16 protein-coding genes are annotated in these 15,398 nt (G+C 73.1%); 9 read left to right on the top strand and 7 right to left on the bottom strand.

The window, feature by feature from the left end:
* Positions 1 to 20: 20 nt before the first annotated feature.
* The 4 genes from sufU to ACIPXB_RS10850 all read left to right on the top strand — a co-directional run bounded on the left by sufU (position 21) and on the right by ACIPXB_RS10850 (position 1,839).
* Positions 21 to 482 carry a Fe-S cluster assembly sulfur transfer protein SufU gene (sufU, locus tag ACIPXB_RS10865; RefSeq protein WP_401447384.1) on the top strand — a complete coding sequence of 154 codons (462 nt, stop codon included), beginning with the start codon at positions 21 to 23 and terminating at the stop codon, positions 480 to 482.
* Positions 479 to 850: a metal-sulfur cluster assembly factor gene (locus tag ACIPXB_RS10860; protein ID WP_401447382.1), complete on the top strand. Its 372-nt coding sequence runs from the start codon at positions 479 to 481 to the stop codon at positions 848 to 850. Before sufU ends, ACIPXB_RS10860 begins: the two co-directional genes overlap by 4 nt.
* 114 nt (positions 851 to 964) lie before the next feature.
* A complete protein-coding gene (locus tag ACIPXB_RS10855; RefSeq protein WP_401447380.1) occupies positions 965 to 1,285 on the top strand; it encodes a DMT family transporter in 321 nt (106 codons plus the stop codon).
* On the top strand, positions 1,285 to 1,839 hold the full coding sequence (locus ACIPXB_RS10850) for a TetR/AcrR family transcriptional regulator (protein WP_401447378.1): 555 nt from the start codon (positions 1,285 to 1,287) through the stop codon (positions 1,837 to 1,839). The genes ACIPXB_RS10855 and ACIPXB_RS10850 overlap by 1 nt, the downstream gene beginning before the upstream one ends.
* Positions 1,840 to 1,842: 3 nt before the next feature.
* Here the strand turns inward: ACIPXB_RS10850 and ACIPXB_RS10845 are convergent, their stop codons facing one another.
* A complete protein-coding gene (locus ACIPXB_RS10845) occupies positions 1,843 to 2,730 on the bottom strand; it encodes a winged helix-turn-helix transcriptional regulator (protein ID WP_401447376.1) in 888 nt (295 codons plus the stop codon).
* Positions 2,731 to 2,824: 94 nt separating this feature from the next.
* Between ACIPXB_RS10845 and ACIPXB_RS10840 the strand changes: the two genes are divergently transcribed.
* Both ACIPXB_RS10840 and dapD read left to right on the top strand, forming a co-directional pair.
* Positions 2,825 to 4,051 (top strand): MFS transporter, encoded by a 1,227-nt coding sequence (locus ACIPXB_RS10840; RefSeq protein ID WP_401448237.1) that lies wholly within the window; start codon positions 2,825 to 2,827, stop codon positions 4,049 to 4,051.
* Positions 4,052 to 4,060: 9 nt separating this feature from the next.
* Positions 4,061 to 5,041: a 2,3,4,5-tetrahydropyridine-2,6-dicarboxylate N-succinyltransferase gene (dapD, locus tag ACIPXB_RS10835; protein ID WP_401447374.1), complete on the top strand. Its 981-nt coding sequence runs from the start codon at positions 4,061 to 4,063 to the stop codon at positions 5,039 to 5,041.
* A gap of 120 nt (positions 5,042 to 5,161) precedes the next feature.
* Here the strand turns inward: dapD and ACIPXB_RS10830 are convergent, their stop codons facing one another.
* On the bottom strand, positions 5,162 to 5,419 hold the full coding sequence (locus tag ACIPXB_RS10830; protein ID WP_401447372.1) for a hypothetical protein: 258 nt from the start codon (positions 5,417 to 5,419) through the stop codon (positions 5,162 to 5,164).
* A gap of 213 nt (positions 5,420 to 5,632) precedes the next feature.
* Entirely contained in the window at positions 5,633 to 7,477 is a 1,845-nt protein-coding gene (locus ACIPXB_RS10825) for an endonuclease/exonuclease/phosphatase family protein (protein WP_401447369.1), read from the bottom strand.
* 202 nt (positions 7,478 to 7,679) lie between these two features.
* On the opposite strand from ACIPXB_RS10825, the gene ACIPXB_RS10820 reads away from it, so the two are divergent.
* On the top strand, positions 7,680 to 9,236 hold the full coding sequence (locus ACIPXB_RS10820) for a hypothetical protein (protein WP_401447367.1): 1,557 nt from the start codon (positions 7,680 to 7,682) through the stop codon (positions 9,234 to 9,236).
* A 147-nt stretch (positions 9,237 to 9,383) separates the two neighbouring features.
* Positions 9,384 to 10,826: an alkaline phosphatase PhoX gene (locus ACIPXB_RS10815; RefSeq protein WP_401447365.1), complete on the top strand. Its 1,443-nt coding sequence runs from the start codon at positions 9,384 to 9,386 to the stop codon at positions 10,824 to 10,826.
* Between the two features lie 30 nt (positions 10,827 to 10,856).
* Here ACIPXB_RS10815 and ACIPXB_RS10810 read toward each other — a convergent pair whose 3' ends face one another.
* The 4 genes from ACIPXB_RS10810 to ACIPXB_RS10795 all read right to left on the bottom strand — a co-directional run bounded on the left by ACIPXB_RS10810 (position 10,857) and on the right by ACIPXB_RS10795 (position 14,329).
* Positions 10,857 to 11,042, bottom strand: a complete 186-nt coding sequence (locus tag ACIPXB_RS10810; RefSeq protein WP_401447363.1) for a hypothetical protein — start codon at positions 11,040 to 11,042, stop codon at positions 10,857 to 10,859.
* A 103-nt stretch (positions 11,043 to 11,145) separates the two neighbouring features.
* Positions 11,146 to 12,342, bottom strand: coding sequence for a TerD family protein (locus ACIPXB_RS10805; protein WP_401447360.1), 1,197 nt, complete (start codon positions 12,340 to 12,342; stop codon positions 11,146 to 11,148).
* Positions 12,343 to 12,403: 61 nt separating this feature from the next.
* Positions 12,404 to 12,631, bottom strand: a complete 228-nt coding sequence (locus tag ACIPXB_RS10800) for a hypothetical protein (RefSeq protein ID WP_401447357.1) — start codon at positions 12,629 to 12,631, stop codon at positions 12,404 to 12,406.
* Between the two features lie 174 nt (positions 12,632 to 12,805).
* The gene (locus ACIPXB_RS10795; protein ID WP_401447354.1) at positions 12,806 to 14,329 is read right to left on the bottom strand and encodes an aldehyde dehydrogenase (NADP(+)); all 1,524 of its coding nucleotides are present in this window, start codon (positions 14,327 to 14,329) and stop codon (positions 12,806 to 12,808) included.
* A 126-nt stretch (positions 14,330 to 14,455) separates the two neighbouring features.
* Between ACIPXB_RS10795 and ACIPXB_RS10790 the strand changes: the two genes are divergently transcribed.
* A complete protein-coding gene (locus tag ACIPXB_RS10790; protein ID WP_401447351.1) occupies positions 14,456 to 15,358 on the top strand; it encodes an IclR family transcriptional regulator in 903 nt (300 codons plus the stop codon).
* The last annotated feature ends 40 nt before the right edge of the window (positions 15,359 to 15,398 follow it).

Genomic DNA, 15,398 nt, shown 5'->3' with positions numbered 1-15,398 from the left:
GACGAGGCGACGAGGCCGCTGTGAAGCTGGATTCGATGTACCAGGAGCTGATCCTGGACCACTACAAGCACCCGCACGGGCGTGGCCTGCGCGACGGCGACGCCGAGGTGCACCACGTCAACCCGACGTGTGGTGACGAGATCACGCTGCGCGTGAAGTACGACGGCCAGAAGCTGACGGACGTCAGCTACGAGGGCCAGGGCTGCTCGATCAGCCAGGCCAGCGCGTCCGTGCTGAACGAGCTGCTGGTCGGCAAGGACCTGTCCGAGGCGCAGAAGATCCAGGCTGTCTTCCTGGAGCTGATGCAGTCCAAGGGCAAGATCGAGCCGGACGAGGCCATGGAGGAGGTGCTGGAGGACGCGGTCGCGTTCGCCGGCGTCTCCAAGTACCCGGCCCGTGTGAAGTGTGCTCTGCTGAGCTGGATGGCGTGGAAGGACGCGACCGCCCAGGCACTGGGTGACGCGGAGAGGAAGACGGCATGACCGAGAACGCGACGCCCGCAGCGGCCGGAGAGCCGGAGGCGGCGGCGGTGGCGCTCAAGCCGGCCACCGAGGAGGAGGTCCGCGAGGCCCTCTACGACGTGGTCGACCCCGAGCTGGGCATCGACGTCGTCAACCTGGGGCTGATCTACGGCATCCACATCGACGACGCCAACATCGCCACCCTGGACATGACCCTCACGTCGGCGGCCTGCCCGCTGACGGACGTGATCGAGGACCAGGCGAAGTCGGCGACGGAGGGCATCGTCAACGAGCTCCGCATCAACTGGGTCTGGATGCCCCCGTGGGGCCCGGACAAGATCACGGATGACGGCCGCGAGCAGCTGCGCGCCCTGGGCTTCAACGTCTGAGCCCGACGGACACCCCGAAGGGGCCCGGCACCCACAGGTGCCGGGCCCCTTCGCGTGCGGGTCGCGCATTCGTTCTGTGTACGGGTGTACGTATCGTTGTGTACGCTCGTACATATGCCCTACGCACTCCTTGCCGCCGCCATAGCCGCCGAGGTCGCCGGGACGACCGCGATGAAGTACAGCGACGGGTTCACCAAGCTGTGGCCCTCGCTGGGGACGCTCCTCGGCTACGTCATCGCCTTCACCCTCCTCGCCCAGACGCTGAAGTCGATGTCCGTCGGCACCGCCTACGCGATCTGGGCCGGCGTCGGCACCGCCGCCATCGCCGCGATCGGGATGGTCTTCCTCGGTGAGGCCGCCACCGCCGCCAAGATCGCCGGGATCGCGCTGGTGATCGCCGGGGTGGTGCTGCTCAACCTCGGCGGGGCGCACTGATGGCCTCCCGCGCGGTGCGGCGCTACGACCCGGACCGGCGCCGGCGCATCATCGACGCGGCGATCCGGGTGGTCGGCGCCAAGGGGATCGCGGGGCTCAGCCACCGCACCGTGGCCGCGGAGGCCGACGTACCGCTGGGCTCGACCACGTACCACTTCACTACCCTCGACGAGCTGCTGGTCGCCGCCCTCCGGCAGGCGAACGCCGCCTTCGCCGAGACCGTCGCCGCCTCGCCCGCCCTCGCGGACGCGGCCGGCGACCTCGCGGGCGCGCTGGCCCGGCTGCTGGGCGAGGTGTTCGAGGCCGACCGGGGGCGGGTGGAACTGGAGTACGAGCTGTACCTGGCCGCCCTGCGCCGGCCGGCCCTGCGCCCCGTCGCGGCCGAGTGGTGCGAGGCCGTGGTCCTGGCCCTGGCCGGCCGCACGGACCCGGTCACCGCCCGCGCCCTGGTGGCGGTCATGGACGGCATCTGCCTCCAGGTCCTGCTCACCGACGCACCGTACGACGAGGCCTACGCGCGGGAGATCCTCGCCCGCGTGCTCAGGGCCCCCTAGGCCCTACGCGTCGCCGGCCGTCGCGGCGCGGACCGCGGCCAGGGCGGTGGCGACGCTCGCCTCGATGTCCTGGACCGGGTAGATCACCTCGCGCACCGTACGGTCCCGCCCGATCACCAGCGTCAGCCGCTTGAGCCGGCTGGTGCCGGCCGCGCGGAACGTCGGCAGCCGCAGGGCCGCCGTCAGGGCGAGGTCGTTGTCCGAGAGGAGGGGGAAGCGCAGGCCTTCCTGCTCGGCGAACTCGCGCTGTTCGTCCGGGCGCTGGGTGGAGACGCCGTGCACCGTCGCGCCCGCCGCCGTGAACGCGGCGAGCTGGTCGCGGTACGTGCACGACTCGAGCGTGCAGCCGCGCGCGCCCGGGATCCGGGCCCACCCCGGCGGGTAGGACTCCGCCCGGGCGTAGGCGCCGGGGAAGCAGTACAGGACGGTGGACGCGGTGTCCGCGACCGGGTCGCGGACCGTGCCGTCGGCCGCCGCGAGCCCGAGCTCCGGCAGTCGCGTCCCCTTCAGCGCGTGCACCCGTTCGGCCTCGCGCGAGGCTTCGGTCGTCGTCGCCGTCATCTCTCCCTCTCCCAGGATCCAGGTGTCACCCCAGTCCTGGAGGGCCACCAGGACCGGGAGCAGTGCCCGCCCGCGCGGGGTCAGCCGGTACGCGTGCCGCACCGGCCGTTCCTGGTACGGCTCGCGCGTGAGCACCCCCGCCTCGACGAGCAGGCGCAGCCGCTCCGCCAGCACCTTGCGGGAGACCCCCAGCTCCCGCTGGAACTCGTCGAACCGGTACAGGCCGCGCGCCGCGTCGCGCACGATCAGCAGCGTCCACCAGTCGCCCACCACGTCGAGTGCCTGGGCGATGGCGCAGTCGGCGTCACCGAGTTGCGTGCGCTGGGCCATGGGAACCGTCCTTACGTCCGTTGACCCGAGGCTGTCATGCTGCCATAGTCAGTTCCCAAAAGAAACTTACTCGCGAGTGCAGGGGGGCGCGGTGCTGCACGCGTTCAAGGACGTACCGAGGGCGGTCTGGCTGCTGGCCGGCGGCGGCTTCGTCAACGCCGTCGTCAGCTTCACCTTCGTCTTCGTCTTCGTGTACCTGACCGGGCCGCGCGGCCTGGGCGTCGCCGAGGCGGGCCTGGTCGTCGGCATCGGCGGCGTCGGCCTGGTCGCCGGGAACTTCACCGGCGGCTGGTACGGCGACCGCTTCGGGCACCGGCGCGTGCTGCTCACCGCCTCCGCGCTCGCCGGCGCGGTCCTGCTCTGCCTGCCCGTCCTGCCGACCGCCCTGCTGTACATCGCCCTGCCCCTGGCCGAGTACGCCTCCGGGGTGATCCGCGCCGCCAACTCCGCGCTGGTCGCCGTCACCGTCCCCGAGGGCTCCCGGCGCCAGGCGTTCGCCGTCATCCGCTGCCTGGCCAACGGCGGGTTCACCGTGGGCCCGCCGCTCGGGGCGCTGGTCGCGACCTGGCTCTCGTACGACTGGCTCTTCGTCGCGGACGGCGTCGGCACCCTCTTCCTGGCCTTCTGGACCGCCCGGGTCGTACCGGCCCGCGGTGCCGGACGCGCCGCGGTCCCGTACGGGGGACGGGACCGCGGCGGGGTCTGGCGCGAGCTGCGCGCGCGGCCCGCCGTCCTGGTGCTGCTGGCCGCGATCGTCGTCATCGACATCGTCTACCGGCAGCAGTACTCCACCTTCCCCGTGTACCTCGCCGACCAGGGCCTGGACACCCGCGCGTACGGCCTGCTCATCGCCGTCAACGGCGGTGTCATCCTGCTGCTGGAGCTGCCCGTCGCCCTCGCCCTGCGCCGGCGCTCCCCGCTGCGCGTCATCGGTTCCGGGCTGCTGCTGGTCGGGACCGGCTACGCGGCGCTGCTGCTGGGCGCCGGCATCGCCACCGCCGTCGCGATGATGGTCCTGCTCAGTCTCGGGGAGATCCTCTACAAGACCACCGCCACCGCGTACGTCGCCGACGAGGCCCCCGAGCACGCGGTGGGCCGCTTCCAGAGCCTGTACGCGGGCGCCTCCGTCACCGGTGTGGTCCTCGCCGCGCCGCTGGGCGGGGCCCTGTACGCGGCGGCGCCCGGCCTGCTGTGGCCGGTGTGCGCGGTCCTCGGCGCGGCGGCGGGCGCAACCGTGCTGGCGACGGGCGCGCGGGCGGTCCGGGAACCCGGGCGACCGGCACATGAGACCGGTTCGCCCGCACCCGCCGTCGTTGGTTAGGTTTCAGGCATGACTGCTACGCGTACCACCGGCGCCGTCGCCGCCGGCCTTGCCACCCTCACCCCCGACGGCACCGTCCTCGACACCTGGTTCCCGGCCCCCGCGCTGGCCGACGAGCCCGGCCCGGCCGGCACCGAGCGCCTGACCGCCGAGCAGGCCGTGGAGCTCCTCGGCCCGGCCGCCGCCAAGGCCCTGCGCACGGACGTGGTCCGCGGCGTCGAGGTCGTGGCCGTCCGTACGGTGATCTCCTCCCTCGAGGACAAGCCGCTGGACGCCCACGACGCGTACCTGCGCCTGCACCTGCTGAGCACCCGCCTGGTCAAGCCGCACGGCCAGAACCTCGACGGCGTCTTCGGCCTGCTCACCAACGTCGCCTGGACCTCGCTGGGCCCGGTCGCCGTCGACCAGGTCGAGACCGTCCGGCTGAACGCCCGCGCCGAGGGCCTGCATCTCCAGGTCACCTCGATCGACAAGTTCCCGCGGATGACCGACTACGTCGTCCCCAAGGGCGTGCGCATCGCCGACGCCGACCGCGTCCGCCTCGGCGCGCACCTCGCCGAGGGCACCACGGTCATGCACGAGGGCTTCGTCAACTTCAACGCCGGCACCCTCGGCGTCTCCATGGTCGAGGGCCGCATCTCCGCGGGCGTCGTCGTGGGCGACGGCTCCGACATCGGCGGCGGCGCCTCCACCATGGGCACCCTGTCCGGCGGCGGCAAGCAGATCATCTCGATCGGCGAGCGCTGCCTGGTGGGCGCCGAGGCGGGCGTCGGCATCGCGCTCGGCGACGAGTGCATCGTCGAGGCCGGCCTGTACGTGACCGCGGGCACCCGGGTCACCCTGCCGGACGGCCAGGTCGTCAAGGCGCTGGAGCTCTCGGGCGCCGGCAACATCCTCTTCCGCCGCAACTCGGTCACCGGCGCCGTCGAGGCCCGCCCGAACAACGCGGTCTGGGGCGGGCTGAACGAGGTCCTGCACAGCCACAACTGACGCCCGCCGGGCCGACGTACGCGAAGGCCCCCGCCCGGGATCCGGGTGGGGGCCTTCGCGTACGTGTGCGGGGTCTTCGCGTGCGTGCGTGTGGTGTCGGCTGCCGTGCGCCGCCCGGCGTCAGTGCGGGGCGATCGTGCGGATGAGGCCCGCGAAGGCGCGTTCCTCGGCCTCCGTCAGTTCCACCGTCTCCATCGGGTGGGAGGCGGCGCCGCGCTGGGCCGGGATGGCCGTGAGGCCCTGCTCGTAGGCACGGGGCTCCGGGCGGTGGGAGCGGTTGCCCCGCATCATGTGGCCGAGGCCGACGAACCAGACGAGAGCGGCGGCCACCAGCACGGCGAGGCCGATCTCCTGGGCGAGGGAGATGGAGGGGAACACGCGGGTCCTCCAAGCGGGAGTACGGGCGATGCGGGCGCGGGCGTGCAGATACTGAAGCACCACATCGGGGGGTTTACGCGCAGATGTGGTGAGGATCACGCAAGCGCCCGCCAGGGCCGAAAGTCCCCTTCTTGGGCGGAAAGGGCCCCGGGAACAGGACAGGGGGCCCGGCCGGGACGGCGGCCGGGCCCCCTGGTGTCCCACCCGTCGTGACTACGGGCGGAAGCGCAGGACCTGCGGGTCGTGGTCGCTGTTCTGGTCGGCGAACTCCGCGTTGATGTGCACGCTGTCGTACGTGAACTTCTTGATCGCCGGGCTGGTCAGGATCTGGTCCAGCACCTGCGAGTTGCCCTGGAAGACGTACGAGTAGCGCTCCGACTTCGGCAGCGAGGTGATCGCCGGGAACAGGGCCCCGCCATCGGCCAGCGCCTTCGTCGTCGCCGAGAACTCGAAGTCGTTGATGTCACCGAGGACGACGACGTTCGCGTTGCTCTGGGCGGCCAGGATCTGCTTGACGAAACCATTCACCGACTGCGCCTGGAGCAGTCGCTTGGCCTCGGAGGAACGCACCGGCGGCTGGTGGTGCGAGGTGAGGCTCTCGTCCCCGCCCTTGGAACCGAAGTGGTTGGCGACGACGAAGACCGTCTTGCCGCGGAAGACGAACTCGCCCGCCAGCGGCTTGCGGCTGTCGTCCCACGCCGGGTTCGCCGGGTCGATGCGGCCGGGGGAGTGGGTGAGGGCGGCCTTGCCGGCCTCCGCGCTCACACCGGTCGCGGTGGTCGCGTCGCCGGCGGCGCGGTCGGTGAAGGAGACCCGGGCCGGGTTGAAGAGGAAGACCTGGCGGATGTTGCCGCCGGGCTGGCCGCCGTCCTTGTTGTTCACCGGGTCGATGGTGCGCCACTGGTAGGCCGGGCCGCCCGCGGCGGCGATGGCGGCGGTGAACTTCGTCAGCGTCTGCTCGGCCGAGACGGTGCCGTCGTTCTTGGCGCCGTTGTCGTCCTGGATCTCCTCCAGGGCGAGGATGTCGGGGGAGGCCAGGTTCTCGACGACCGCCTTGGCGAGCGCGTCGAACTTCTCCTGCGAGTCGCTCGGGTCGAGGTTCTCGACGTTGTACGTCGCGACCGCGAGCTCATGCGCCGCCTGCGGCTTGGTCTTCTCGCGCGCCAGCTCCTTCGACTGCACGGTGCCCAGGGTGCGGGCCACCAGCGTGTAGCCGCCGAACTGGTTGAAGTCCAGCGGGCCCTCGGTGGTGCCGGTCAGCCGGTCGCCGACGTTGGCCACGGGGAACGGCTTCTCGGCGATCGGGGCCAGCTGCTGGATCTGGAGCCGGCCGGTGTTCTGGGACTCGTAGGAGCCGTAGAGCGTGCCGCCGCGCCGGGTGTTGTTCTCCCAGCCCTTCACCGTGACCCACAGCTCCGAGTACGGGTCCGTGGCGCCGACCACCCGCGAGGTGCCGATGGCGACGTTCATGCCCTCCAGGGACTCGTAGTAGTCCAGGGCGTAGCGGGAGGGGTCCAGGGCGAGGCCGTTGATGCTGCCGGCCGCGGCCGGGTCGCCCGCGGGCGCGTACGCGGCGGGCACCGTGTACTCGTTGACGGCGGCCGCCTCGGGCAGCGCGTTGCCCGAGGAGACCACGGTGACGGTCGGCTTGGAGATCTGGGTGACCGACTGGTTGCCCGAGTTCAGCCCGCCGGGCACGTACTCGCCGACCAGGCCCGAGACCTTGACCGAGTCGCCCACGGCGACGGTGGGGACGGAGCTGGTGAAGACGAAGACGCCCTCGCTGGTCGCGGCGTCGTCGTCGGCGTCGGGGTCCTGGATCCAGAAGCCGCGCGAGCCGTAGGTGCGTACGCCGGTCACGATGCCCGCGACGTCGGCGACCTGCTTGCCGACCAGGGGCGATATCCGGGTGGTTCCCTGGATGTCGTGGATGCGTACCGGCTCGGCGGCGGCCGCGTCGTTCTCGGCCGCGCCGGCCGAACCCGCGAGCAGGCCGCCGGCCAGGGCGGTGGCCACGACGGCCGCGACGGCGGCGGAGCGGGGAAGCGAGGAGCGCATGGGCAGGACTCCGGTGTGGTGGTGAGGGGCAGGAAGATCTACGCGCGTCAATCTCCTTCTTTGTCAGCGAAGTTGTCAAGGTCTCCAGGGAATACGGTGAGTGTCTGTGGGATGAACCAAAGACATCGGCTCCTCGGGGGCGGCCCGATTGCGTCTACGCTGGGCCCCGCCGTCCGCTCAAGTCCGCGAGGAGAACCACCCCATGTCGCCTGAGCCGCGCCCCACGCTGCCGCCGGTACGGCTGCACTCCGATGCGGAACTGGCCCGCGACGCGCTCGCCGCCCCGCTGTTCGCGCAGGCCGTCCGGCTGGCGCGCTGGGCCGGGCCGCGGACCCGGGTCGGGGCGGGCGGTGAACTGGCCGCCGAGCAGCTGCCGGAAGCCGCCGCGCTGCTGGGGCTGCCCGCCGACGCGGACGGGGAGGCGAGCGCGAGCGAGGCCTGGCGGGTGGCGCTGGACACCGGCCTGGTGGACGTGACGGACCCGGACGAGGACGAGAACGGGCCGGTGGCGGGCACGGCGGCGGGTGCGGCGTCAAGCGCGGCGGCGGGCACGGCGTCAGGCGCGGCGTCGGGTACCGCAGATGACGCCGACGGCGCGGCGTACGGCACGGCCACGCCGGGCGCCGACCTCGCGCTGGTCACCGGCGGCGCGCCCGGCGACGTACTGGACCTGTGGCTGGCGGCGCTGGACACCGTCCTCGCGGACGCGACCGTGCCCGACCTCGACGACCTCGTCGACGCCCTCGACGCGGGCGGCGAGATCGACTTCGACCAGCTGGACTGGGACCCGCAGCGCGAGGCGGACTTCCTCGACGGGGTGCTCGCCAACCTGTACCTGCTGACCGTCGCCGAGGGCGGGGCCGGCGGGGGCCAGGTGCCGCTGCCGGTGCTGGCCGCCTCGATGGTCGTACCCGACGACATGGGCGACCCGACCGACGAGGTCCTGGAGCGGGTCTCGGACGCGATGATGCGGCTGGACGACCAGTTCCGGCAGCTGGAGCCGATCGGGCTGGTGGAGTTCCGTCCGCTCGACGAGGAACTCATGGCGGAGACGGACGACGAGGAGTTCACCGCGGCGGCCGTCGCCGACGACGAGGACGTCTCCCGGTACGGGCTGGTCCGGCTGACCCCGCTCGGCCTGTACGGGATCCGGGCCCGGATGATGGAGGCGGGCGTCGAGGCCCCGGCCGTCGGCGACCTGGCGGACAAGGGCGCGGAGATGCTGCTCGACGTCGTCTCCGGCTACCCCGAGGCCGCCGCGCAGGGCGAGATCGAGCAGTGGCTGGCCGCCCGCGACCTGCCCGCGGCGGTCGCGGAGCTGCTGGCCGCGGCGCGCGGCGGCGACGAGGGCGGCCCGCTGCGCCGGCTGCGCTGCCAGCAGGCCCTCGCGCTGGCCGGCCCGGCGGCCGAACCCGTGGTCCGAGAGGTGCTGGACGATGCCGAGCTGGGCGGCCTGGCCCGGGTCTGGCTGGCCGAGCACGGCGCGGCGGACGTGCCGCCGCCCGGCGAGACGATGGTGTTCTGGCTGACCGTGGACACCATCGCGGCGCAGCTCGCCGCCGACGGCGAGACCGAGGAACTGCCCGCGCTGATGGAGAGCCTGACCGCCCACCACACCGGCTTCTTCGACACGGCCTGGCGGGTGGAGCACCCCGCGACGGCCTACGTGCTGGAGGCCATGGGCCGGCTGCACCCGGACAAGAAGGCCGCCAAGGAGGCGCGCAAGGCGGCGTTCAAGGCCCGGTCCCGGCATTCCTAACGCGCCGTTTGTTGACAGGAGTTGGCCATTCCGGCCGGACGCAAGCGGTCGGAAGGCGGTCGGGGGGAATTCAGCCGCCGTTCACGTGGGGCCGGGAACCTGTCGGCCGACCCCACTCAGGCAAGACCTCCCCACCCTGGAGAACAGATGCCGCTCAGCCGTAGAGACTTCACCGCCCGCTCCGTCCTGGCCGGAGCGGGCGTCGCGCTCACAGGGACGGTCGGCGCCCTCGCCACCGCGCCGGGGGCGCTCGCGGCGGAGGACACCACGCGGCGGGACGAGCACGGCCGCCCCTGCGAGCCCGGCTACGGCCCGCTGGTCCCGGACCCCGAGGGGATCCTCGCCCTCCCGGCCGGGTTCACGTACCGCGTCATCACCCACAGCGGTGTCACGAAGCTGGACTCGGGCGAGTTCACCCCGTCCAACCACGACGGGACGGCCGCCTTCGAGGGCCACCGCGGCGTCACGCTGCTGGTCAACAACCACGAGCTCAAGGGCGCCCGGGACAAGTGGGAGCACCCGGTTCCGCTCGCCGAGGGCCTGGTCTACGACCCGGCCGCGGCCGGCGGCTGCACGGTCGTCGAGGTCCGCCGCGGCGGCGAGATCGCCGAGTGGGTCGGCATCGCCGGTACGTCGACCAACTGCGCCGGCGGCGCCACCGCCTGGGGCACCTGGCTGACCTGCGAGGAGAACTCCGACCTCGCCGGCAAGAACGGCATGACCAAGGACCACGGCTACGTCTTCGAGGTGGACCCGCACGACCGCCGGGCCAACCGCGACCCCAAGCCGCTCAAGGCGTTCGGCCGCTACGACCACGAGGCCGTCGTCATCGACCCCAGGCAGGGCCACGCCTACCTGACGGAGGACGCCTCCGGCCCCAACGGGCTGCTCTACCGCTGGACGCCGCCGCAGGGCTTCCGGCACGGGCGCGGCAAGCTGCGCACGCTGTCCGACACCGCCGGCACGCTGCACGCCGCCAAGTGCTTCGACAAGGCGGGCCGGTTCGTGGACGACCTCTCGCGCGCGACGAGGATCGGCACGGTGTACGGGGTCGACTGGGTCGAGGTGAGCGATCGCGACGCCCGTACGGTGCCCACGCGCAAGCAGTTCGCCGAGGGCGGCGTCACGCGCGGCCGCAAGCTGGAGGGCATGTGGTGGGCCGACGGGGGCGCGTACTTCGTCTCCTCCTACGCCCGCGAGGAGAGCCCGGGCGCCCCGCACGACGGCGCCGTCTGGTTCTACGACCCCAAGCGGCGCACGATGCGGCTGACCGTGCTCATCGGGGTGAACGCCGACCCGTCGGTGGAGGGCGGCTACGACGGCCCGGACAACATCACGGTCTCCCCGTACGGCGGCCTGATCATCGCCGAGGACGGTTCGGGGCTCCAGCACCTGTTCGGCGCGACCGAGGCGGGCCGCACCTACCCGCTGGCGCGCAACGAGCTGAACATCGGCAGCGCCGAGGAGCCGGAGTACTCGGAGTTCACGGGTGTCTGCTTCTCCCCGGACGGGCGCACGCTGTTCGCCTGCATCCAGAACCCGGGCATCATGCTGGCGATCAAGGGCCCGTGGCGCCGCAAGCACGGCTGACGCACGGCTGACGGGCCCTGAGGCCGGGGCCTACGAGTGGGCGGCGGCCCGGAGTTCTTCCTCCTGGGTCGCCGCGGCCCACTGCCCGAGCAGGAACTCGTACGCCTCGGCGGGCCACTCGCCGTCCACACGGGTCTCGACGAGACGCCGTATCGCCTCGTTCGCCTCGGCGGCGGAGGGGCGGGCGGGACCCGCGAGCGGAAGTGTCTCGGACATAGGTACAAGGCTACGGGCGGGCACGGACAGTCTCCTTCGATTTCAAGGGTGGCCTGGATCACCCGGATAGGAACCGCAGGGCTGTCCCGGCCCGCCCACCTGCTCAGAGAGCCTGGGACGCGGGCTTGACCATGCCGCGCACTGTGCGGGACTTCACAAACTCGCCCATGGCCGTCATCTCCCATTCGCCCGAGAACTGCCTGATCAGCTTCGCCATCATGACGCCCGTCTGCGGCTCGGCACCGGTGAGGTCGAAGCGCACCAGCTCCTCGCCGCTGGCCGCGTCGATCAGACGGCAGTAGGCCTTGGCGACATCGGTGAACTTCTGGCCCGAGAACGAGTTGACGGTGAAGACCAGGCCGGTGGCCTCGGCGGGCAGCCGGCCCAGGTCCACGACGATGACCTCGTCGTCCCCGGCGCCCTCGCCGGTCAGATTGTCGCCCGAGTGCTTGATGGCACCGTTCAGGATGGACAGCTTGCCGAAGTAGCAGCTGTCGATGTGGTTGCGCTGCGGGCCGTACGCGATGACGGAGGCGTCGAGGTCGATGTCCGCGCCGCGGAACGCGGGCTCCCAGCCCAGACCCATCTTGACCTGGGACAGCAGTGGGCGGCCGCCCTTGACCAGGGACACGGTCTGGTTCTTCTGGAGGCTGACCCGGCCCTTGTCCAGGTTGATCTTCCCCGAGGCGGCGGCGGCCGGGGCGGGGGCGGCCGGGGCGGCGACCGGCGCGGGGGTGACCGGGGCCGGGGTGACGGGCGCGGGGGCGACCGGCGTGGGGGCCGGCGCGGGCACGGGCTCCTCCTCCACGCTGACGCCGAAGTCGGTTGCGATGCCGGCCAGCCCGTTGGCGTAGCCCTGGCCGACGGCGCGGACCTTCCACGCGCCGCCGCGCTGGTAGACCTCGACGACGACGAGCGCGGTCTCGGCGCCCAGCTGGGGCGGGGTGAAGGTGGCGATGACCGCCCCGCCGTCCGCGGCGCGCACGGTGGCGGTGGGCTCGATGCCCTGGAAGGTCTGCCCGGCGGCGTCGGGGCTGGCCGTGACGACGATCCGCTCGATGCCCGGGGGCAGCGCGGCGGTGTCCACCGTGATGGAGTCGGGCGCCGTGCCGCCGCCGGACCGGTGGCTGACACCGGGGCCGGACGGCTGGTTGTAGAAGATGAAGTCGTCGTCCGAACGCACCTTGCCGTTCGCCGTGAGCAGCAGTCCCGATACGTCGAGCCGCACCGGAGCGGCCACGTCCACCGTCACGCGCGCGGTGTTGAGCGGCAGGTTCGAACCTGGGGTCATAGCGGTCATGCCAGGTCAACGACCGAGGTGCCATTGCCGTTCCCTTACATTCCGGGACGGCGGGCACCGGTCAGCGGCGGCGGGCGTTGCGGGGGTGGTTCTTCGCGGTGCGCTCGTTCCCGAACTTGTACGAACCGGTCCAGCGCGCCATCACCAGCTGGGCGTCCCCGGATTCCACTTCGGCCAGGAACGCCTCCGCGCGGCCGCCCCGCAGGGTGCCGGCCGCCCGGCCGTGGTGGGTGAGGACGACGCTGCCGTCGGCACGCCGTTCGTAGCTGAATCCATGGGGTCTCGGCATGGGTCGCAGCCTGCCCGGCACGGGACCGGGCGGGCAACGGATTTACGGGCCGGCCGCCGGGTTCCGGGGCCGCCGGGTTCCGGGCCCAGGGCGGCACAGGGCCCGGAGCGGCGTCGGCGGGCCCGGAGCGGCGTCGGCGGGCCCGGAGCGGCGTCGGCGGGCCCGCCCCGGCTGCTACGGCGTGACCCGGCGCGGCAGGCCCAGCGGGTTGGCCTCGCGCAGCTCGGGCGGGAGCAGCGCCTCCGGCACCGACTGGTAGGCCACCGGCCGCAGCCAGCGCTCGATCGCCGTCCCGCCGACGGAGGTGGAGTGCGAGGTCGCGGCCGGGTACGGGCCGCCGTGGTGCTGGGCCGGGGCCACCGCCACCCCGGTCGGCCAGCCGTTGACCACGACCCGGCCCGCCAGCGCCGTGACCGTGCCGATCAGCTCCGCCGCCGGTCCCGGGGCGCCCTCGCCCTCGGCGGCGGACACCTGGAGGGTCGCGCTCAGGTTGCCGGACAGCCGCTCCAGCACGGCGCCGGCCTCCTGCGGGTCCGCGTACCGCGCGACGACCGTCACCGGACCGAAGCACTCCTCCAGCAGCACCTCGTACCGCTCCGGCTCCTCGACCAGGCTGCGTGCGGAGACGGTCAGGAAGCCCGCGCCGACGGTGTGCTCCCCGCCGGCCCCGGGCGTGACGGGCGCGGCGACCCCGGGCAGGGCCGTGCGCTCGCGCACGCCGGCGACGAAGTTCTCGCGCATCCGGTGGTCGAGCAGCACCCCCGGCTCGGTCTCGCCGAGCCCCTTGGCGAGCGCGCCGGTCAGCCGGTCGCCACCGGCACCCTCGGGCACGAGGACCAGGCCGGGCTTGACGCAGAACTGGCCGACGCCGAGCGCGACCGAGCCCGCCAGCCCCGCGCCGATCTCCTCGGCACGCTCGGCGGCGGCGGCCTCGGTGACCACGACGGGGTTGAGGGAGCCGAGTTCGCCGTGGAAGGGGATCGGGACGGGCCGGGCGGCGGCCGCGTCGAACAGGGCCCGCCCGCCGCGGATCGAACCGGTGAATCCGGCGGCGCTCACCAGGGGATGGCGGATCAGCTCCAGGCCCGCGTCGAACCCGTGGACGACGGCGACCACGTCGGCCGGGAGCCCGGACCGCTCGGCGGCCCGGCGCAGCAGCGAGGCGCACAGCTCGGAGGTGGCCGGGTGGTCGGGGTGGGCCTTGACGACGACCGGGCATCCTGCGGCCAGAGCGCTGGCCGTGTCGCCGCCGGGGACCGAGAAGGCGAGCGGGAAGTTGGAGGCGGCGTAGACCGCGACCACGCCCAGCGGGATCTTGTAGCGGCGCAGTTCGGGACGCGGCGGGGTGAGGGCCGGGTCGGCGCGGTCGATGCGGATGTCGAGGTAGGTGCCCTCCTCGACGGCGTCGGCGAAGGCGCGCAGCTGGTAGCCGGTGCGGGCCAGCTCGCCGGTCAGCCGGCCCGGTCCGAGCGCGGTCTCGGCGTCGGCGGCCTCCACCACGGCGCCGGCGGCCTCGTCGAGGAGGGCGGCGGCGGTGCGCAGGAAGGCGATGCGGGCGCCGCGGTCGGCGAGGGCCTCGCGGGTGGCGTGGGCCGCCCGTACGGCACGGTCCACGTCCTGGGGTGTGGCTTCGACCGCAACCTGTTCGCGCTGCTTCCCGGTGCGGGGGTCCACACTCCAGACTGGTGTCGCTGCCATGACCCGATGCCTCCTGGATCGTTCAGTATTCTGAACGCCGTTCCGGTAGATGAATGATCAGTTCTGCTGCGGACTCTATTTCCGGGTCCACCGCGTGAGCAAGAGGCGATCAGAGGGGAAGCGGCGATGACGACAGCCGAGCCGATGGCGGGCGCGGCCGCGGACGCGGACGCGGACGCGGGGCAGGGCGGTCCGGCGGACGCGGGCGCGGGCGCAGACGCGGGCGCGAACGCGGGCGAGGGGCGCGGCGGTCCGGCGGACGCGGCCGCGGGACAGGCGGTGGCGCCGGTCAAGTCGGCGGTGCGCACCGTGCTCCTGCTGGAGCACTTCGCGGCCCGGCCCGGCCTGCACAGCCTGGCCGACATCCAGAGCGACCTGGGCCTGCCCAAGTCCAGCCTCTACATGCTGCTGCGCACCCTGGTGAGCCTGGGCTGGGTGGAGACGGACGCCAGCGGCACCCGCTACGGGATCGGCGTCCGGGCGCTGCTCGTCGGCAGTTCGTACATCGACGGCGACGAGGTCGTGGCCGCCGCCCGGCCCACCCTGGACCGGCTCTCCGACACGACCACCGAGACCATCCACCTCGCCCGGCTCGACGGCACCAGCGTGGTCTACCTGGCGACCCGTCAGTCCCAGCACTACCTGCGCCCCTTCACCCGCGTCGGGCGGCGGCTGCCGGTGCACTCGACGGCGCTCGGCAAGGCACTGCTGGCCACCCACACCGACGACGAGGTACGGCGGCTGCTGCCGGAGCGGCTGGAGGCGGTCACCCAGCACACGGTCACCGACCGCGAGGCGCTGATCGAGGAGCTGGCGCTGGTGCGGGAGCAGGGGTACGCGGTGGACCGTGAGGAGAACACCCTGGGCCTGCGCTGCTTCGGGGTGGCCCTGCCGTACCGGACGCCGGCGCGGGACGCGGTGAGCTGCTCGGTGCCGGTGGCCCGGCTGACGCCGGGACACGCCCAGACGATCAAGGCGGCGCTGTTCGAGGCGCGCGACCGGCTGGCCGTGGTGACGCGGCGCATGTGAGGGGGCCTGTCCGGGGGAGGGGATCTCCCCCGGACGGGGG

Origin of the sequence: Streptomyces sp. NPDC090022 (genome assembly GCF_044748145.1) — a bacterium.
Classification (GTDB): domain Bacteria; phylum Actinomycetota; class Actinomycetes; order Streptomycetales; family Streptomycetaceae; genus Streptomyces.
The sequence above is the reverse complement of the archived record's forward strand: the minus strand, read 5'-3'. Positions and strand labels throughout refer to the sequence as shown.